Annotated in this window: 17 protein-coding genes; 8 read left to right on the top strand and 9 right to left on the bottom strand. The window is 71.5% G+C overall.

Annotated features, from left to right (window positions below; all coding sequences use genetic code 11):
- Window positions 1-125: 125 nt before the first annotated feature.
- From ACWF9Z_RS12135 to ACWF9Z_RS12120, 4 genes are all read right to left on the bottom strand, one after another.
- Window positions 126-1,250 carry a GuaB3 family IMP dehydrogenase-related protein gene (locus ACWF9Z_RS12135; RefSeq protein ID WP_453600649.1) on the bottom strand — a complete coding sequence of 375 codons (1,125 nt, stop codon included), beginning with the start codon at window positions 1,248-1,250 and terminating at the stop codon, window positions 126-128.
- Window positions 1,251-1,416: 166 nt separating this feature from the next.
- Window positions 1,417-2,931 carry an IMP dehydrogenase gene (guaB, locus tag ACWF9Z_RS12130; protein ID WP_356649578.1) on the bottom strand — a complete coding sequence of 505 codons (1,515 nt, stop codon included), beginning with the start codon at window positions 2,929-2,931 and terminating at the stop codon, window positions 1,417-1,419.
- A gap of 167 nt (window positions 2,932-3,098) precedes the next feature.
- Window positions 3,099-3,740 carry a sigma-70 family RNA polymerase sigma factor gene (locus ACWF9Z_RS12125; RefSeq protein WP_453600645.1) on the bottom strand — a complete coding sequence of 214 codons (642 nt, stop codon included), beginning with the start codon at window positions 3,738-3,740 and terminating at the stop codon, window positions 3,099-3,101.
- 329 nt (window positions 3,741-4,069) lie between these two features.
- A complete protein-coding gene (locus ACWF9Z_RS12120) occupies window positions 4,070-4,681 on the bottom strand; it encodes a response regulator transcription factor (RefSeq protein WP_003948568.1) in 612 nt (203 codons plus the stop codon).
- Between the two features lie 380 nt (window positions 4,682-5,061).
- Between ACWF9Z_RS12120 and ACWF9Z_RS12115 the strand changes: the two genes are divergently transcribed.
- Entirely contained in the window at window positions 5,062-5,388 is a 327-nt protein-coding gene (locus tag ACWF9Z_RS12115) for a WhiB family transcriptional regulator (protein WP_356649576.1), read from the top strand.
- 144 nt (window positions 5,389-5,532) lie between these two features.
- On the opposite strand, the gene ACWF9Z_RS12110 is transcribed toward ACWF9Z_RS12115, so the two are convergent.
- Window positions 5,533-6,432: a LysR family transcriptional regulator gene (locus ACWF9Z_RS12110; RefSeq protein WP_453600642.1), complete on the bottom strand. Its 900-nt coding sequence runs from the start codon at window positions 6,430-6,432 to the stop codon at window positions 5,533-5,535.
- A gap of 80 nt (window positions 6,433-6,512) precedes the next feature.
- Between ACWF9Z_RS12110 and ACWF9Z_RS12105 the strand changes: the two genes are divergently transcribed.
- From ACWF9Z_RS12105 to ACWF9Z_RS12095, 3 genes are all read left to right on the top strand, one after another.
- Entirely contained in the window at window positions 6,513-7,262 is a 750-nt protein-coding gene (locus ACWF9Z_RS12105) for an MOSC domain-containing protein (protein WP_453600639.1), read from the top strand.
- 94 nt (window positions 7,263-7,356) lie between these two features.
- A complete protein-coding gene (locus ACWF9Z_RS12100) occupies window positions 7,357-8,130 on the top strand; it encodes an SDR family NAD(P)-dependent oxidoreductase (RefSeq protein WP_453600636.1) in 774 nt (257 codons plus the stop codon).
- Between the two features lie 75 nt (window positions 8,131-8,205).
- Window positions 8,206-8,904 (top strand): ester cyclase, encoded by a 699-nt coding sequence (locus tag ACWF9Z_RS12095; RefSeq protein ID WP_453600633.1) that lies wholly within the window; start codon window positions 8,206-8,208, stop codon window positions 8,902-8,904.
- A gap of 127 nt (window positions 8,905-9,031) precedes the next feature.
- Here ACWF9Z_RS12095 and groL read toward each other — a convergent pair whose 3' ends face one another.
- A complete protein-coding gene (groL, locus tag ACWF9Z_RS12090) occupies window positions 9,032-10,657 on the bottom strand; it encodes a chaperonin GroEL (protein ID WP_356649571.1) in 1,626 nt (541 codons plus the stop codon).
- A gap of 133 nt (window positions 10,658-10,790) precedes the next feature.
- Window positions 10,791-11,099: a co-chaperone GroES gene (gene groES / locus ACWF9Z_RS12085; RefSeq protein ID WP_008739621.1), complete on the bottom strand. Its 309-nt coding sequence runs from the start codon at window positions 11,097-11,099 to the stop codon at window positions 10,791-10,793.
- Between the two features lie 662 nt (window positions 11,100-11,761).
- Between groES and ACWF9Z_RS12080 the strand changes: the two genes are divergently transcribed.
- The 4 genes from ACWF9Z_RS12080 (at window position 11,762) to ACWF9Z_RS12065 (ending at window position 16,739) form a co-directional block, all read left to right on the top strand.
- A complete protein-coding gene (locus ACWF9Z_RS12080) occupies window positions 11,762-12,445 on the top strand; it encodes a response regulator transcription factor (RefSeq protein ID WP_453600630.1) in 684 nt (227 codons plus the stop codon).
- Between the two features lie 175 nt (window positions 12,446-12,620).
- Window positions 12,621-13,931 carry a sensor histidine kinase gene (locus tag ACWF9Z_RS12075; protein ID WP_453600627.1) on the top strand — a complete coding sequence of 437 codons (1,311 nt, stop codon included), beginning with the start codon at window positions 12,621-12,623 and terminating at the stop codon, window positions 13,929-13,931.
- A 109-nt stretch (window positions 13,932-14,040) separates the two neighbouring features.
- Entirely contained in the window at window positions 14,041-15,348 is a 1,308-nt protein-coding gene (locus ACWF9Z_RS12070) for an LCP family protein (protein WP_453600624.1), read from the top strand.
- Window positions 15,336-16,739 (top strand): FtsW/RodA/SpoVE family cell cycle protein, encoded by a 1,404-nt coding sequence (locus tag ACWF9Z_RS12065; protein WP_453600621.1) that lies wholly within the window; start codon window positions 15,336-15,338, stop codon window positions 16,737-16,739. The genes ACWF9Z_RS12070 and ACWF9Z_RS12065 overlap by 13 nt, the downstream gene beginning before the upstream one ends.
- Here ACWF9Z_RS12065 and ACWF9Z_RS12060 read toward each other — a convergent pair.
- The gene (locus tag ACWF9Z_RS12060) at window positions 16,734-17,627 is read right to left on the bottom strand and encodes a polysaccharide deacetylase family protein (protein WP_453600619.1); all 894 of its coding nucleotides are present in this window, start codon (window positions 17,625-17,627) and stop codon (window positions 16,734-16,736) included. The two genes, ACWF9Z_RS12065 and ACWF9Z_RS12060, sit on opposite strands and share 6 nt — an antisense overlap.
- Complete coding sequence (locus tag ACWF9Z_RS12055; protein ID WP_453600617.1) at window positions 17,624-18,580, bottom strand: polysaccharide deacetylase family protein; 957 nt, start codon at window positions 18,578-18,580, stop codon at window positions 17,624-17,626. The genes ACWF9Z_RS12060 and ACWF9Z_RS12055 overlap by 4 nt, the downstream gene beginning before the upstream one ends.
- Between the last annotated feature and the right edge of the window lie 34 nt (window positions 18,581-18,614).

Below are 18,614 nucleotides of genomic sequence, written 5' to 3'. Positions count from 1 at the left end.
TCCGCACGCCCCGCCCCACCCCGCGCAGAACCCCCCCGCCCCCCCCCCCGCGCCGCCCCCCCGGGCCGGGGGGGCGGGCCCCCCCGGGGGGGCGCCGGCCCTCCGGCACGGGTACGTCGGAGCGGTCAGCGGTGGTGCTGCGAGTCCGCGACCGTGACCTCGACCCGCTGGAACTCCTTGAGCTCGCTGTAGCCGGTGGTGGCCATCGAGCGGCGCAGCGCGCCGAAGATGTTCATCGAGCCGTCCGGGGAGTGCGACGGGCCGGTGAGGATCTCCTCGGTGGTGCCGACCGTGCCCAGGTCGACCTTCTTGCCGCGCGGCACGTCCTCGTGGACGGCCTCCATGCCCCAGTGGTTGCCCTTGCCGGGCGCGTCGGTGGCACGGGCCAGCGGGGAGCCCATCATCACGGCGTCCGCGCCACAGGCGACGGCCTTCGGGATGTCGCCGGACCAGCCCACGCCGCCGTCGGCGATGACGTGCACGTAGCGGCCGCCGGACTCGTCCATGTAGTCGCGGCGGGCCGCGGCCACGTCCGCGACGGCGGTCGCCATCGGGACCTGGATGCCGAGCACGTTGCGCGTGGTGTGCGCGGCGCCGCCGCCGAAGCCGACCAGGACACCGGCGGCGCCGGTGCGCATCAGGTGCAGGGCCGCGGTGTACGTGGCGCAGCCGCCCACGATGACCGGGACGTCGAGCTCGTAGATGAACTGCTTGAGGTTGAGCGGCTCGGCGGCGCCGGATACGTGCTCGGCCGACACCGTGGTGCCGCGGATCACGAAGATGTCCACACCCGCGTCGACGACGGCCTTGGAGAACTCGGCCGTGCGCTGCGGGGAGAGCGCGGCGGCGGTGACGACGCCGGAGTCGCGCACCTCCTTGATCCGCTGGCGGATGAGGTCCGCCTGGATCGGGGCCGCGTAGATCTCCTGGAGCCGGCGGGTCGCGGCGTCCTCGTCGAGCTCGGTGATCTCGTCGAGCAGCGGCTGCGGGTCCTCGTACCGGGTCCACAGGCCTTCGAGGTTCAGCACGCCGAGGCCGCCGAGCTCACCGATGCGGATGGCGGTCTGCGGGGAGACGACCGAGTCCATGGGAGCGGCCAGGAACGGGAGCTCGAAGCGGTAGGCGTCGATCTGCCAGGCGATCGAGACCTCCTTCGGGTCCCGGGTGCGACGGCTGGGGACGATGGCGATGTCGTCGAACGCGTACGCCCTGCGGCCGCGCTTGCCGCGCCCGATCTCGATCTCAGTCACGTGTGGTGGCCTTTCCTCTGGGTCTGCCCGTCCAGTATCCCCGAAGGGCGGGGAGCTGCGTCCCGGTGACCGCTGTACGGACGCGCGCGCCGGACCGGACGACCGCCCGGCGGACACGGCGAAGGGGCGGACCCGGATGGGTCCGCCCCTCGGTGCACCGCGCTGATCAGCCCTTGCGGGAGTAGTTCGGCGCCTCGACCGTCATCTGGATGTCGTGCGGGTGGCTCTCCTTGAGCCCCGCCGACGTGATGCGGACGAAGCGGCCGCGGTCCTGGAGCTCGGGAACGGTGCGGCCGCCGACGTAGAACATCGACTGCCGCAGACCGCCGACGAGCTGGTGCACGACCGCGGAGAGCGGGCCGCGGTACGGGACCTGGCCCTCGATGCCCTCGGGGATGAGCTTGTCGTCGCCGCCCACGCCCTCCTGGAAGTAGCGGTCCTTGGAGAAGGACTTGCGGTCGCCGCGGGACTGCATCGCGCCGAGCGAGCCCATGCCGCGGTACGACTTGAACTGCTTGCCGTTGATGAAGAGCAGCTCGCCCGGGGACTCCTCGCAGCCCGCGAGCAGCGAGCCGAGCATCACCGTGTCGGCGCCCGCGACCAGGGCCTTCGCGATGTCGCCGGAGTACTGCAGGCCGCCGTCGCCGATGACCGGGACGCCCGCCGCCTTGGCCGCGAGCGAGGCCTCGTAGATGGCGGTGACCTGCGGGACGCCGATGCCGGCGACGACGCGGGTGGTACAGATGGAGCCGGGGCCGACGCCGACCTTGATGCCGTCGCAGCCGGCGTCGATGAGCGCCTGGGCGCCGTCACGCGTCGCGATGTTGCCGCCGATGACGTCGACCGTCGAGTTCGACTTGATCTTGGAGACCATGTCGCCGACGAGGCGGGAGTGACCGTGGGCCGTGTCGACGACGATGAAGTCGGCGCCGGCCTCGATCAGGGCCTGGGCGCGGTCGTACGCGTCGCCCGCGACGCCGACGGCCGCGCCGACGAGCAGCCGGCCGTCCTTGTCCTTGGCGGCGTTCGGGTACTTCTCGGCCTTGACGAAGTCCTTGACCGTGATGAGGCCCTTGAGGATGCCGGACTCGTCGACGAGCGGCAGCTTCTCGATCTTGTGGCGGCGCAGCAGCTCCATGGCGTCCACGCCGGTGATGCCGACCTTGCCCGTGACCAGCGGCATCGGGGTCATGACCTCGCGCACCTGGCGGCTGCGGTCCGACTCGAAGGCCATGTCGCGGTTGGTGACGATGCCGAGCAGCTTGCCGGCGGGGTCGGTGACCGGGACGCCGGAGATGCGGAACTTCGCGCAGAGCTCGTCGGCCTCGCGCAGGGTCGCGTCCGGGTGCACCGTGATCGGGTCGGTGACCATGCCGGACTCGGAGCGCTTGACCAGGTCCACCTGGTTGGCCTGGTCGACGATGGAGAGGTTGCGGTGCAGGACGCCGACGCCGCCCTGGCGGGCCATCGCGATGGCCATGCGGGCCTCGGTGACCTTGTCCATGGCGGCGGAGAGCAGCGGGACGTTCACGCGCACGTTGCGGGAGATCAGGGAGGAGGTGTCGATCGCGTCCGGGGACATGTCCGACACGCCGGGCAGCAGTAGCACGTCGTCGTACGTGAGGCCGAGTGTGGCGAATTTGTCGGGCACTCCAGTCTCACTACTGCCGTTCACAGTCATGACACCTTCCCAAATGGTCTTGCTCAGCGCGGATGTCCATGCTAACGGGATCCCGACGCGTCTCATTCCACGACCAAGGTCAAGCCCAAGATTTGTCGCTTCCTACGACGGCCGGCCCGGCGAACCGGGACGGACCGCCGCGAAGGTCCTCCGGCTCGCCGCCGGGTCTACTGCTCGGCGAGTGCGCGGAGCCGGCTGAGCGCCCGGTGCTGTGCCACGCGCACCGCCCCGGGGGACATGCCGAGCATCTGCCCGGTCTCCTCGGCGGTCAGCCCGACGGCGACGCGCAGGACGAGGAGCTCGCGCTGGTTCTCCGGCAGGTTGGCCAGCAGCTTCTTGGCCCAGGCCGCGTCGCTGCTGAGGAGCGCGCGCTCCTCCGGCCCCAGGGAGTCGTCGGGCCGCTCCGGCATCTCGTCGGAGGGCACGGCCGTGCTGCCCGGGTGGCGCATGGCGGCCCGCTGCAGGTCGGCGACCTTGTGCGCGGCGATGGCGAAGACGAAGGCCTCGAAGGGGCGCCCGGTGTCGCGGTAGCGCGGCAGGGCCATGAGGACGGCGACGCAGACCTCCTGCGCCAGGTCCTCCACGAAGTGGCGGGCATCACCGGGGAGCCGCGAGAGCCGGGTGCGGCAGTAGCGGATCGCGAGGGGGTGCACGAAGGCCAGCAGATCGTGCGTGGCCTGCTCGTCGCCCTCGACCGCGCGGCGTACGAGCGCGCCGACGGTCCCGTCACCGCCGCCGCTCCTGGCGGCGGCCGCCCGGCCGGTGGGTCCTGTGGCCCCGGGGGGCCCCTGGGCCTCGTCGTCGCGCATCAATCCATGGTGCCTTGGCGCCGGAGTATTCGCGGCACTGCGGTCCGTGTTGTGCGTCGAAGCGTTATGAGCCGAGGCGTTACGAGGGGTGGGTGCACCGGAACTCATGCTCTGGCCCTCCCCTCCCGCTCGGCCGAATCGTTGCCGCGGCGACATCTCCAAGGATGCGCCACACCCTCAAGCATGCGGCATCGCGCACGAAGCGACACGTCCCCCGGATTGTGCCCCGCCAATCCCCGGCTTCGCACCGAGGTTCGACGAAGCGGCCGACGCGATGTCGGCGGCCCGGCCGCGGCGCCGCCGGCCGGTGAGGGCCGGCGGTCGTGCGGTCAGCGGACCAGGCCCCAGCGGAAGCCGAGCGCAACGGCGTGCGCCCGGTCCGAGGCTCCCAGCTTCTTGAACAGACGGCGGGCGTGCGTCTTGACCGTGTCCTCGGAGAGGAAGAGCTCGCGCCCGATCTCCGCGTTGGACCGGCCGTGGCTCATGCCCTCCAGCACCTGGATCTCGCGCGCGGTGAGCGTGGGCGCGGCGCCCATCTCGGCCGAGCGGAGGCGGCGCGGGGCCAGCCTCCAGGTCGGGTCGGCGAGGGCCTGGGTCACCGTGGCCCGCAGTTCGGCGCGCGAGGCGTCCTTGTGCAGATAGCCCCGGGCCCCGGCGGCGACCGCGAGGGCCACCCCGTCCAGGTCCTCGGCGACCGTCAGCATGATGATGCGGGCGCCGGGATCGGCCGAGAGCAGCCGGCGAACCGTCTCCACACCGCCGAGGCCGGGCATCCGCACGTCCATCAGAATCAGATCGGAACGGTCGGCACCCCAGCGGCGGAGGACTTCCTCGCCGTTGGCAGCCGTCGTCACACGCTCGACGCCGGGCACGGTGGCAACCGCGCGACGGAGCGCCTCTCGGGCAAGCGGGGAGTCGTCGCAGACGAGGACGGATGTCATGACCGCCCTCCGCAGCTGCTGATGCGCGTCACCTTGAGCCTCCAGGCTGGTACGTATCGTCACCTGTGCGGTCGATGTCCCCAGACACCTGTCCGAGAACTTATTGGTTCAACCGCCTTCGCACTCTCAACGATGGTCACTCGAAAGAGTTACGGGTCGGACGGACACCTTCGGCACTCTACGTGAGGAAGCGAACACGAGGCGGGCACCACTCCCGGCGTGTCCTCCAATTGGCGTTATGCCCTATTTGGCGGCTTTCCTTCCGTTTGGCGCATGTCTGAGGCTAGATTCCCAATGAGTCATATTTACATCTACTAGGACAGTAGGTGTGGAGACATGGACCGTATCCGCCTCAGTACCGGCACCAAGAGGGACTACCCATGGCAGATTTCTCCCGCCTCCCCGGACCGAACGCCGACCTCTGGGACTGGCAGCTGCTGGCTGCCTGCCGCGGGGTCGACAGCTCCCTCTTCTTCCACCCGGAAGGCGAGCGGGGCGCGGCCAGGAGCGCGCGTGAGGCCTCGGCTAAAGAGGTCTGCATGCGCTGCCCGGTGCGCTCGGAATGCGCCGCGCACGCCCTCGCCGTCCGCGAGCCCTACGGGGTGTGGGGCGGCCTCACCGAAGACGAACGCGAGGAACTGATGGGCCGCGCCCGGCACCGCCTGATCCCCGCGGCGACCTCGATCGGACCGATCGCCCCGCACTGAGCCAGGGCCGGGGGAAACGTCCGAAGGAACGTTTCTCTCCGCCACCGCCGCACGCACGGGCGGCCCGTCACCGGACGGGCCGCCACCCGGTCGGCCGTACCGCCGTACGGTCTTTCACCCGGCGGCCCGCTCCGGCCGCCCGGCTCAACGCCGCGCCGCCCGCTCCAGCTCCCCCAGGGTCGCGGCCACCGCGGGCACCCGGGCCAGGTCGGGCAGGGTCAGCGCCACGACCTCGCGCTCGACGGCCGGTTCCACGACGAGGGTGCTCACGCCCTTGGCCCGTACGGACTCCACCGCCAGCTCCGGCAGGACCGCCACGCCGAGACCGGCCCCGACCAGCCCGACCACGGCCGGGTAGTCGTCGGTGGCGAAGTCGATGCGCGGGGTGAAGCCGACGCCCTCGCACACCTCCACCAGATGGCGGCGGCAGCGCGGGCAGCCCGCGATCCAGGGCTCCTCGGCCAGCTCCGCCATGCCCACCCGCCCCGCGCCCGCCAGCCGGTGGCCGTCGGGGACCAGGCCCACGAGCCGGTCGGTCAGCAGCGGCCGGACCACGAGGTCCTCCCACTCGGCCGCCGACCCCGGGGCTCCGCCGTAGCGGAAGGCCAGCGCGACGTCGCAGTCGCCCTCGCGCAGCATCTCCACCGAACGCGGCGGCTCGGCCTCGACCAGCGAGATGCGGGTTCCCGGGTGCGCGGCGCGCATCGCCGCCAGCGCGGTGGGCACCAGGGTGGAGCTGCCGCTCGGGAAGGAGACGAGCCGGACCCGGCCCGCGCGCAGCCCGGCGATGGCCGCGACCTCCTCCTCGGCGGCGGTCAGCCCCGCGAGGATCCCGGCGGCGTGCCGGACCAGCGCCCCGCCCGCCTGGGTGAGCCGCATCTCGCGGCCGGCGCGGATCAGCAGCGGGGTGCCGGCGGACTGCTCCAGCGCCTTCATCTGCTGGGAGACGGCCGGCTGGGTGCAGCCGAGTTCGCGGGCGGCCGCGGAGAAGGAGCCGGTTCCGGCGACAGCGCGCAGAACGCGGAGATGACGTGCCTCGATCACCCCTCGAGTATAAGGGCCGCTTTGATGACCGCGCGAATAGTCCCGTGCCGCCTTTGGGGCCATTCGGCTAGCGTGTCCCCATGCATCTGATCTCCGTGAACCTCGGTCGTGCCACGGCCGTCGATTACACCGACGCGGAGGGCGGGCTGACCGGTCACGGCAAACGCCCCGTCCCCGGCCCCGTACGGATCTTCGCGCCGGACCCCGACGGGGCCGCGGCCAGCGGGGTCGAGGGTGACGACGTCTGCGACCGGCGCCATCACGGCGGCCCGCACAAGGCCGTGTACGCGTACGCCCGCGAGGACCTGGACTGGTGGGGCCGCGAGCTGGACCGCGCCCTGCCCGGCGGGATCTTCGGCGAGAACCTCACCACCTCCGGCCTCGACGTGAACGGCGCGCTGCTCGGCGAACGCTGGCGGGTCGGCGCCGGCCTGGTCCTGGAGGTGGCCTCGGCCCGCATTCCGTGCCGGACCTTCCAGGGCGCGCTCGGCGAGAGGTCCTGGGTCAAGCGGTTCACCCGGGAGGCCCGGACGGGTGCGTACCTGCGGGTGGTCCAGGAGGGGACGGTCTCCCCCGGCGACCCCATCGAGGTGGTGCACCGCCCGGACCACGAGGTGACCGTGGGGTTCTGGTTCCGCGCCGTCACCACCGAGCGGGAGCTGCTGCCGCGCATCCTGGCGGCGGGCGCCGCGCTGGAGCCGAGCGCGCGGAACAAGGCGCTGGCCCATGTGGAGCAGCAGCGGACGCGCGGGGAACGGGAACGGGCACGGGTCCCGGCCCCGGGCCACGGGCAGGGCCGGGAGCGGGAACTGGAGCAGCCGGCGAAGTAGCGCCGCCCGCAAGGGCACTGACGGGGAGGCCGGTCCGGGGGCCTATCCGGAACCTGGTAGGGGCGGCGGGCGCCGGGGCGGCTAGGTTGCGCGTATGACGACTGCGTTGATTACGGGATCCACGGCGGGCATCGGCGCCGCCTTCGCCCGGCGGCTCGCCGCCCAGGGGCACAACCTCGTCCTGGTGGCCCGGGACACCAAGCGGCTCGGTGAGCAGGCCACCGAACTGCACGACCGGCACGGCATCGAGGCCGAGGTGCTGGCCGCCGACCTCTCCACCGAGGAGGGCATCTCGGCGGTCGAGAAGCGCCTCGGCGACCGCAAGCACCCGGTGGACCTGCTGGTCAACAACGCCGGCTTCGGCAACAAGGGCCGCTACCTCGAGGTCTCCATGGCCGACGAGCTGACCATGATCAAGGTCCACGTGGAGGCCGTGCTGCGGCTGACCTCGGCGGCGACCGGGTCGATGCGCTCGCGCGGGCGGGGCGGCGTGATCAACGTGGCCTCGGTGGCCGCCTTCCTGCCCCGCGGCACCTACGGGGCGAGCAAGGCCTGGGTCGTGCAGTTCACCCAGGGCGCGGCGAAGGACCTGGCCGGTTCGGGCGTACGGCTGATGGCGCTGTGCCCCGGTTTCGTGCGCACCGAGTTCCACGAGCGCGCCGGCATGGGCACGGACAACATCCCCGGCTGGATGTGGCTCGACGCCGACAAGCTGGTGGCCGCGGCCCTCGCCGACCTGGCCCGGGGCAAGACGGTGTCGATCCCGGACCCCCGGTACAAGGCGCTGATGGGCATCGTGAAGCTGACCCCGCGCGGACTGCTGGGCGGGGTTTCCTCGCGTACGGGCCGCAAGTACGGACCGCAGTGACCGATGAGTAAACACGGCAAAAAGGTGAAATCTCCCTAGACTGGACGTGTCCCATCCAGCGCGGGAGGCGACGCGATGACATTCGTACAAGTAATCGATTACGAGACCACGCGGTTCGACGAGATGAACGCGCTCATCGACCGCTGGGCCGAGCAGGCGAGCGGCAGGCGCACGGTCACCCACACCCTGATCGGCAGGGACCGGGACTCCGAGACCCACTACCTCGACCTCGTCGAATTCCCCTCGTACGAGGAGGCGATGAGGAACTCTCAGCTCCCGGAAACCGACCGGATGTTCCAGGAGATGGTGGCTCTCTGCGAGGGCATGCCGAAGTTCATGAACCTCGACGTGGTCCGCGACGAGTACCTCAACAAGCTGGTCGCGACACGGATGATCGAAGAGATCGCGGGCAAGGGGAACTTCGACGTCATCGAAGAGTGCGTCGCGGCCGACTACGTCACCCACGACATCATGCAGAGCGGGGACCGGGGCAACGGCCGGGAGGGCCTGGCCACGACCATCGGCATGTGGCGGGACGCCTTCGACTTCACCTTCGACATGACGCGCCAGATCGCCGAAGGGGACTGCGTCACCACGCTCTGGGACTGGAAGGGCACCCACAAGGGCGAGTTCATGGGGGTCGCACCGACCGGCAAGGAAGTCTCCATGTCGGGCTCGACGACCTGCCGCCTCGAGAACGGCCAGATCGCGGAAGACTGGTGGTACTACGACGCGCCGGGGCTGATGCGGCAGATGGGCATGATGCCCGGATAGCCGTCGGCCGGAAGGCCGTCGAGAAGGCCGTCGGGAAGGCCGCGGAGAAGGCCGCCGAGAACGACAGAGCCCCGGTCACCACCGCTTGGCAGCGGTGACCGGGGCTCTGCCACGACTACTGACGAGGTCAGTGGCTGTGGCCGTGGCCGCCGTGACCGGCGTCGGCCTCTTCCTCGGCCGGCTTCTCGACGACCAGGGTCTCGGTCGTGAGCAGCAGGGACGCGATCGAAGCGGCGTTCTCCAGCGCGGAGCGGGTGACCTTGACCGGGTCGATGACGCCGGCCTTGACCAGGTCGCCGTACTCGCCGGTGGCGGCGTTGAAGCCCTGGCCCTTGTCGAGCTCGGCGACCTTCGCGGTGATGACGTAGCCCTCGAGGCCGGCGTTCTCCGCGATCCAGCGCAGCGGCTCGACGGCGGCGCGGCGCACGACCGCGACACCGGTGGCCTCGTCGCCGGTCAGGCCGAGGTTGCCCTCGAGGACCTTGACGGCGTGGACGAGCGCGGAGCCACCGCCGGAGACGATGCCCTCCTCGACCGCGGCGCGGGTCGCCGAGATGGCGTCCTCGAGACGGTGCTTGCGCTCCTTGAGCTCCACCTCGGTGGCGGCGCCGACCTTGATGACGCAGACGCCGCCGGCGAGCTTCGCCAGGCGCTCCTGCAGCTTCTCGCGGTCCCAGTCCGAGTCGGTGGACTCGATCTCGGCCTTGATCTGGTTGACGCGGCCGAGGACGTCATCGGACTTGCCGCCACCGTCGACGATGGTGGTGCCGTCCTTGGTGATGGTCACGCGGCGCGCGGAACCGAGCACGTCCAGACCGGCCTGGTCGAGCTTGAGGCCGACCTCCTCGGCGATGACGGTGGCACCGGTGAGGGTGGCCATGTCCTGGAGCATCGCCTTGCGGCGGTCACCGAAGCCGGGCGCCTTGACGGCGACGGCGTTGAAGGTGCCACGGATCTTGTTGACGACGAGGGTGGAGAGCGCCTCGCCCTCGACGTCCTCGGCGATGATCAGGAGCGGCTTGGTGCCACCGGCCTGGATGACCTTCTCCAGCAGCGGCAGGAGGTCCTGGATCGAGGAGATCTTGCCCTGGTTGATCAGGATGTACGGGTCGTCGAGGACGGCCTCCATACGCTCCTGGTCGGAGACCATGTACGGCGAGAGGTAGCCCTTGTCGAAGGCCATGCCCTCGGTGAACTCCAGCTCGACGCCGAAGGCGTTGGACTCCTCGACGGTGATGACACCGTCCTTGCCGACCTTGTCCATCGCCTCGGCGATGAGCTCGCCGATCTGGGCGTCCTGCGCGGAGAGCGAGGCCACGGCGGCGATGTCGGACTTGTCCTCGATCGGGCGGGCGGTCGCGAGGAGCTCCTCGGACACGGCCTTGACCGCGAGGTCGATGCCCTTCTTGAGGGCGGCCGGGGAGGCACCCGCGGCGACGTTGCGCAGACCCTCGCGGACCAGCGCCTGGGCCAGCACGGTGGCGGTGGTGGTGCCGTCACCCGCAACATCGTTGGTCTTGGTCGCCACCTCCTTCACGAGCTGCGCGCCCAGGTTCTCGTACGGGTCGTCCAGCTCGACCTCGCGAGCGATGGTGACACCGTCGTTCGTGATGGTGGGAGCACCGAACTTCTTGTCGATGACGACGTTGCGGCCCTTGGGGCCGATCGTCACCTTGACCGTGTCGGCAAGCTTGTTGACGCCGCGCTCGAGGGCGCGACGAGCGTCCTCGTCAAACTTAAGAATCTTCGGCATGGGAGCGGTTCAGCCCTCTCGTTGCGATCCCCGGCCGCTCACCGCGACCGCCTAGAACGAACTACGCCCCTCGCCGCCCGGCATCAGCAGGGGTGACCAGGGGCGTAGCTCAAAACAAAACTGGAGAAGTGACTTACTTCTCGACGATCGCGAGCACGTCGCGGGCCGAGAGGACGAGGTATTCCTCGCCGTTGTACTTCACTTCGGTGCCGCCGTACTTGCTGTACAGCACGACGTCGCCGACGGTGACGTCCAGCGGAAGTCGCTGGCCGTCCTCGAAGCGGCCCGGGCCCACCGCGAGGACGACGCCCTCCTGGGGCTTCTCCTTCGCGGTGTCCGGGATGACCAGGCCAGAGGCCGTGGTCTGCTCGGCGTCGAGCGGCTGGACCACAATGCGGTCCTCGAGCGGCTTGATGGCAACCTTGGAGCTGGTGGTCGTCACGATCCGACCTCCCCCTTCGGAGATCCGGGGTTAACTGTCTGAGGTGGCGACCAGGTCGATCCGTCGTCGCGGGTGCCGGATCTGCCTGTCGCTGTGTTGGCACTCACCAGGGGCGAGTGCCAGACGCGAGACTATTCCGGCGATTAGCACTCGGTCAAGCGGAGTGCCAATACGCGCCGCTGTTTCTGCCCGTCCGGGTCGCCCCGGGCCGCCCCGGAACCCCGTCAGGGGCCCCGCCCGGACCCGCCCGGAACCCCTGCGGGGACCCGCCCCGGCCGGTACCTGGACCCGGCCCGGCGTCCCCCTGAGGCATCGCGGACGCGCCCCGCGCCCACCGGGCACACTGACCGGTTTCGGCCCGTGCCCACCCGGCCCCGCACCGGATCCGGCCCGGAACCACCCCGGGCGGGGACCAGGATCCCGCCCCGTGGCCGGCCCCGCCCCCGCACCGGAACCACCCCCGGCGCCGGCCCCGGATCCGGTCCGGCGGGCGCTCGGGGCGGCCCCGGCGGGCGTCGCCCCCGGGTCCGGCGGGGGCCCGGCCCGGCGCCCCCTGACCGGCTCGCGCGGATCCACCGGCGCTCGAGGTGCGGGGCGGCGCGCGGGGGCGGCGCCCGGGGCCGGGGCCCGGGGAAAGGCGTCCGGTATGTGAGGCTTGGGGCATGCGCCTCCTGGTCGTCGAAGACGAAACGGGCCTCGCCGAATCGCTTCGGCGGGGCCTCTCCGCCGACGGCCACTGGGTCGACCTCGCCCACGAGGGCCACCGCGGCCTGGACCTGGCCCTCACGGGCGGCCCGTACGACGCCGTCGTCCTCGACCTGATGCTCCCGGGCCTCTCGGGCTTCGAGATCTGCCGGCGGATGCGCGCCCACGGCGACCCGACCCCCGTCATCATCCTGACGGCCAAGGACGGCGAGTACGACGAGGCCGAGGGCCTCGACGCCGGCGCCGACGACTACCTCACCAAGCCGTTCTCCTTCGTCGTCCTCGCCGCCCGCCTGCGCGCGGTCACCCGGCGCGCCGCGGGCCCCGCGCAGCCCAGCATCCTCCAGGCCGGCGACCTGACCCTCGACCCGCGCGGCCGGCGCTGCCGGCGCGGCCCGCACGAGATCGAGCTGACGGCCCGCGAGCTCGGCGTGCTCGCCTGCCTGATGGGGCAGCCCGGCCGGGCCGTCGCCAAGCAGGACATCCTGGACGAGGTCTGGGACACCCCGCACGGCATCGACCCGAACATCGTCGAGGTCTACGTCTCCTCGCTCCGCCGGAAGATCGACGTCCCCTTCGGTCGCCGCTCGATCCTCACCGTCCACGGCACCGGCTACCGGATGGCCCCGGACGGTGGCTAGGCCCCGTCCCCCGTCCGGCACCGGGCCCCCGTCCGGCACCGGCCCCCCGTCCGGCACCCCTCACCCGTCCGGCTCCCCTCACCCGTCCGGATCCCGGTCCGGCTCCCGGTCCCCGTCCCGCGCCCGGCGTCTCGGCAGCCTGCGGGCGCGCGCCGCCGCGGCCGCCGCCCTCGCGATGGCCGCCGTGCTCGCCGCCGGCGGCCTGTGGCTGTACACCGTGCTGCGCGCCAACCTCATCGAGAACACCACCGCCCGCACCGAGCTCGCCGCCCGCAAGGTCGCCTCCCAGACCGACACCGGGACCCTCCCGGCCGCCGGCCGGCTGCCCGCGCCGGAGGGCGGGGTCGACCTGGTCCTCGTACGGGACGCGAACGGCCGGACCGTGGCCACCAGCGGGGACCCGGAGGACGCCCCGGAGCTCACCGGGCTGCGCCCCCCGCCGCCCGGCGACGACTCCCGCTCGGCCGTCCTGCCGGCCGCGCACCCCGGCACGGAACGGCGCGTGGTGGTCGCCGTGGCGGCGCCCGGCCCGCCGGGGGCGCGCCACCCGCACACCGTCTACGCCATGACCGTCCTCGGCGACGTCGACGACGCGAACCGGGCGGTCGCCCTCGGCCTGCTGGCCGGGGCTCCCCCGCTGATCGCCTTCGCGGCGGCCCTGGCCTGGTGGGTGACGGGGCAGGCGCTGCGCCCCGTCGGTGCGATCCGCGCCGAGCTCGCGGCGGTCACCGCGAGCGAGCTGGACCGGCGGGTCCCCGATCCGGGCGGGGCCGACGAGATCGCCCAGCTGGCCCGGACCGTCAACGACACCCTCGACCGGCTGGAGCGCGGCGACGCCCGGCAGCGGCAGTTCACGGCCGACGCCTCCCACGAGCTGCGCAACCCCCTCGCGGCCGTCCGCTCGCGGCTGGAGGTGGCTCTGCGGGACCCCGACCGGGAATCGGTGGCGGCCGCGCTGGCCGACACCGAACGGCTCCAGGGCATCGCGGCCGACCTGCTCCTGCTGGCCCGCCTCGACGGCGGGCCCGCGCCGCGCTCCGAGCCGGTGGACCTCGCGCTGCTGGCCGCCGAGGACCTGGCGCGGCGCCCCGGCCCCCGGGTCCGGCTCCGGCTGGACGCGCGGGCCCCCGTACCGGCCTCCGGGGATCCGGAGCGGCTGGAGCGGGCGCTGGCCAACCTCGTGGACAACGCCCTCCGGTACGCCCGCACCGAAGTCACCGTCAGGGCGTCCGCGGACGGCGACGGCTGGGCGCTGCTGGAGGTCACCGACGACGGGCCGGGCATCCCGGAGGCGGACCGGGACCGGGTCTTCGAGCGGTTCGTACGGCTGGACGCGGACCGGGGCCGGGCCAGCGGCGGCACCGGCCTGGGCCTGGCCATCGCCCGGGAGATCGCCCGGGCGCACGGCGGCGACCTCCGCGCGCTCCCCCCGTCCGGCGGCACGGGTGCCCGGCTGGTGCTCCGGATCCGTGCTCCCCGGCCCTGAGGGCCGTTCGGCACGCCGTCCGCCGTGCCGTCCGCCGTGCCGTTCGCCCTGAAAGGCGCTTCAGGATCCTCAGGTTTCCTTCAGCACTCCTGCCTCAGCATCGACAAGCATGAGTGCGCACCGCAGGAAGCCCCAGGAACCGCAGGCTCAGGGCCGTGGCCGGAGCCGGGGCCCGGCCCAGGCCCCCGCGTCCCGGCGCCGCAAGCCCTCGCGCCGGGCCCGCCTCACCCGCACGCTGCTGGCGACCGGCTGCGCGCTGGTGGTCGGCGCGGGTGCCACCGCCTGGTACCTGTACGAGGACCTGGCCTCCAGCATCGGCAGCTCGAAGGCCCTCGACGGGGCCGAGAAGTCGAAGTACGGCGATACGAACATCCTGCTGATGGGGCTGGACAGCCGCCGCGACCAGAACGGCGAGCCGCTGCCGGAGGAAGTCCTCGACAAGCTGCACGCGGGCAGTTCGAACATCGGCGGCTACAACACCAACACCCTGATCCTGCTCCACGTGCCCGGCGACGGGAGCAGGGCGAAGGCCTTCTCGGTGCCGCGCGACGACTTCGTCGAGCTGCACGGCGTGCCCGGATTCACCGGCAAGGCCAAGGTCAAGGAGGCGTACGGCCGGGCGAAGGCCGCCGTCGAGGACCGGCTCTCGGCCCAGGGGGTCAAGGACCGGCGGCAGCTGGAGCTGGAGGGGCGCGAGGCGGGGCGCAAGGCGGAGATCGAGACGGTCCGCACCTTCCTCGGCGTGCCGATCGACCACTTCGCCGAGCTGAACCTGGCCGGCTTCTACCACCTGGCGGACGCGCTGGGCGGCGTACCGGTGTGTCTGAAGAACCCCACGAAGGACGGTTTCTCGGGCGCCGACTTCCCCGCGGGTCCGCAGACCCTCGACGGGCAGCAGTCGCTGGCCTTCGTCCGGCAGCGGCACGGGCTGGCCATGGGCGACCTGGACCGGACGAAGCGGCAGCAGGCCTTCCTGGCGGGTGCGACGCACAAGCTGAACCAGGCGGGCACCTTCACGGACCCGATGAAACTGATCAAGCTGATCGACGCCGCGAAGCAGGACGTCGTGACCGACCGCGGATGGGACCTGCTGTCGTTCGTGAAGCAGGCGAAGAACCTGTCGGGGGGCAACGTCGAGTTTGTGACCCTTCCCATCGAGGGCTTCGGCCGGAACCATGGCACGGAGATAAACGTCGTAGACGATATGAAGATAAAGCGCCTCATTGCCGAGCAGATCGGGCCCAAGGCCTCTGCGAGCCCGAGCGCACCGGGCGCCGCTCCCTCCTCACCGGGTGACTCCGGACCGGCCGCGTCCGCCCCGGGCTCGGCTCCCGCTCCGGGCAGCACCCCCGCACCGTCACAGAAGAGCAGCGGAACCCCCGCCATCGACGGCGGCGGCGTCCCGTGCGTGGACTGAGGCCCCTGACGACGGCGGGAGCGCGTCGCCGCACGGAAGCGCTGCTGCTCGTCCTCGTCGTCGGCATCACCGTGGCCGGGCACGTCAGCGCGAGCCTGGCCATGAACGACGTGCTGCCGCCCAACCTCGCCGGCTTCGTGATCAGCATGTCGCTGCTCGCCCTGGTGGGGCACCTGGCCGTGCGCCGGTTCGCGGCGTACGCGGATCCGCTGGTCTTCCCGCTCGCCCTGCTGCTGACCGGGCTGGGGCTGGTGCTCCTGCACCGCCTCGACCAGGGGTACATCGAGCGGTTCAAGGGCGCGGAGGCGAACGCGCCCGGCCAGCTGATGTGGTCGGTGGTCGGCGTCGCGGCCTGCATCGCGGTGCTGGGCATCCTGCGCGACCACCGGCTGCTGCAGCGCTTCATCTACATCACGATGGTCGTCGCGCTGGTGGCGCTGATCGCCCCCGCCTTCTTCGGCGCGGACACCTACGGGGCGAAGCGCTGGATCATCATCGGCGGCCTCTCGGTGCAGCCCGGCGAGTTCGTGAAGATCATGATCGCGGTCTTCTTCGCGGGCTACCTGGTCATCCACCGGGACGCGCTGGCCCTGTCGGGGCGCAAGTTCATGGGCATGCGGCTGCCGCCGATGAGGCAGCTCGGACCGCTCGTCACGGTGTGGATCATCTCGCTGCTCGTGCTGGTCCTCGAGCGCGACCTCGGCACCTCACTGATCTTCTTCGGCGTCTTCGTGGTGATGCTCTACGTGGCCACGGAGCGCACCAGCTGGATCGTCTGCGGCCTGGTCATGGCCGCGGCGGGCGCGGCCGTCGTGGGCGCGACCGAGCCCCACGTCAAGGGGCGCGTGGCCGCCTGGCTGAACCCGCTGTCGTACTACTGGAAGGACCGGCCGCCCGGCGTCATCTCGGACCAGTCGGCGCAGGCGCTGTTCAGCTTCGGCACGGGCGGCATCTCGGGCACGGGGCTCGGCCTGGGTCACCCGGAACTGATCGGGTTCGCGGGCCGCAGCGACTTCATCCTGACGACGGTGGGCGAGGAGCTCGGCCTGGCCGGCGTCATGGCCGTCCTGATCCTGTACGCGCTCCTCGTGCAGCGGGGGCTGCGGATGTCCCTGGGCGCGCGCGACCCGTTCGGCAAGCTGCTCGCGGTGGGCCTGTCCTCGGCGCTGGCCCTCCAGGTCTTCGTGGTGGCCGGCGGCGTCACCGGCCTCATCCCCCTGACGGGCAAGGCCCTGCCCTTCCTCGCGGCGGGCGGCTCCTCCCTGCTGGCCAACTGGATCATGGTCGCCCTGCTCCTGCGCATCTCCGACAGCGCGGAACGCCAGCGCGAGGCGGACAGTCTGGGCCCGGTGGAGACGACGATCACTCCGGCGGTGGCCGCCCGCCTATAGGTAGTCCTCGAGCCGTCCGATCCGGTAGCCCTGCTCCTGTATCCGCTGGAGCATCCGCGTGGTCATCTCGATCTCCGTCGAGCCCTTGAGCTCGGCGGGGCCGCGGAAGTGGGCCAGGACGATGTCGCCGGGCTTGAGGGCGGAGCCCTCGGCGTACTGGAAGTTGTTGATCTGCATCGACACGCGCCACAGGAGGAGCTGGGTTATCCCGCACTCGTTCGCGGCCCTGAGGGTGTCGTCGTTGTAGTTGCCGAACGGCGGGCGGAAGCGCGTCGGCTTCGCGCCGAATCGTTTCTCCAGGCGTTCCTGCTGCCCGCATATCTCCTTCTTCTGCTCCGCGAAGGGCAGGGTCCGCAGGTTCGGGTGCGTCAGCGTGTGGTTGTTTATCGTGCTCTGGGAGCCGTTGTCGCGGAGCTTCTCGAAGTGCCCGTAGTCCGCCGAGGCGATGTTGTCCGTCAGGAACATGCTGATCGGCAGCTTCAGGTCGGCCGCCATCTTCAGGAACTCGGGGTTCTTCTCCGCGCCGTCGTCGAACGTCAGGAAGACGACCTTGTCGTCCGCCGGGACGGGTATGCGGTCGATGACCTGGACCCTCCCCGGCTTCGCCGGCGGGATCTGGGGTTTGACCGAGGGCTTGGGCGCGTACTGCAGCGGGGCGGTCAGCCCCCACTTGCGGTACGCCTCGTCCCCCGCCGCCCCCGGCCCGGCCCCGGAGGAGCCGGATGCCGGGGAGGAGGCGGAGGCCGGGGCCGACGGGGACGGAGCGGTCTCCGTCGCCTTGCGGCCGAGCCGTTCGGTGGGATCCGCGCCGTCCCCGCACCCCGTCAGGGACAGCGCGAGCGCGCCGGCCGCCAGCGTTCCGGCTACCAACCGGCGCGTGTGCTTCACAGATAGTCCTCCAGGCGGGCCACGGCGTACCCCTTGGCCGTGACGGTCTTCATGACATGACGGATCATGTCAGTCATGTTCCCCTTCCAGTCCTCCTTGCCCCGGAAGTGGGTGAGGATGATGTCGCCGGGGTGGAGGTCCTTGTCCCATTCCCGCCAGTCCATCCGGTTCGGGAAGGCCTCCTCGTTCCACAGCGGAACGGCCTTGATCCCGCAGGACTTGGCCGCGCGCAGCGTGTCCTCGTTGTAGTTCCCGTACGGCGGGCGGAAGAGCGTCGGCCGCTTGCCGAACTGCTTCTCGATCGTGTCCTGCTGACCGCAGATCTCCTGCCGCTGCGTCTCGTACGAGAGCGCCGGCATGTAACGGTGGTTGAGCGTGTGGTTGTTCAGGGTGACGCCCGCGGCCTGCATCTGCTTGAAATACGGGTAGTTGTCCCGCACCAGGTAGTCGCTGAGGAACGCCGTGTACGGGATCTTGAGCTCCTGCATCATCTTCAGGAACTCGGGGTCCTTCTCGGCGCCGTCGTCGATCGTCAGGAAGACGACCTTCTCCTCCGTGGGGACGGTGGTGAAGACCGGCGGGAGGTTCTCCTGGTCCTCGACCTCGAAGCCGTCGCGCGTGGTGATCGTCGGCTTCGTCCCGGGCGCGTCCGGGGCCATGAGCGGCGGTTTGGCCAGGCCCCACTTCTTCGAGGCGACCGCCCGCGCCTGCTGGGCGGCCTTCAGCTTCTCGGCGCGGTTGCCGAGCGCGCCGGCCCCCGCGGCCTCGGCTCCCGCGGCGGCCTTCGCCTTCGAGGCCTTGTCCGGCTTCGCGGGCTCCGCCGATCCGCACCCGGTCGCCAGTCCGGCGACCAGCAGTGCGGCCGTCGCGGCCATCCCCAACCGGCCTCGCGTTGCTGCCGCGATCCGGTGACCCTGTTGCGTCTTATGTTCCTTTTGTCGGACTAGCTGCATAGTTGGGGATCTTTACACCCGTTCCGCACGCGCC

It is taken from the genome of Streptomyces sp. NPDC054961 (assembly GCF_053609145.1).
Note: the sequence above shows the minus strand (reverse complement) of the source record. Positions and strands in the feature narration are given on the sequence as shown.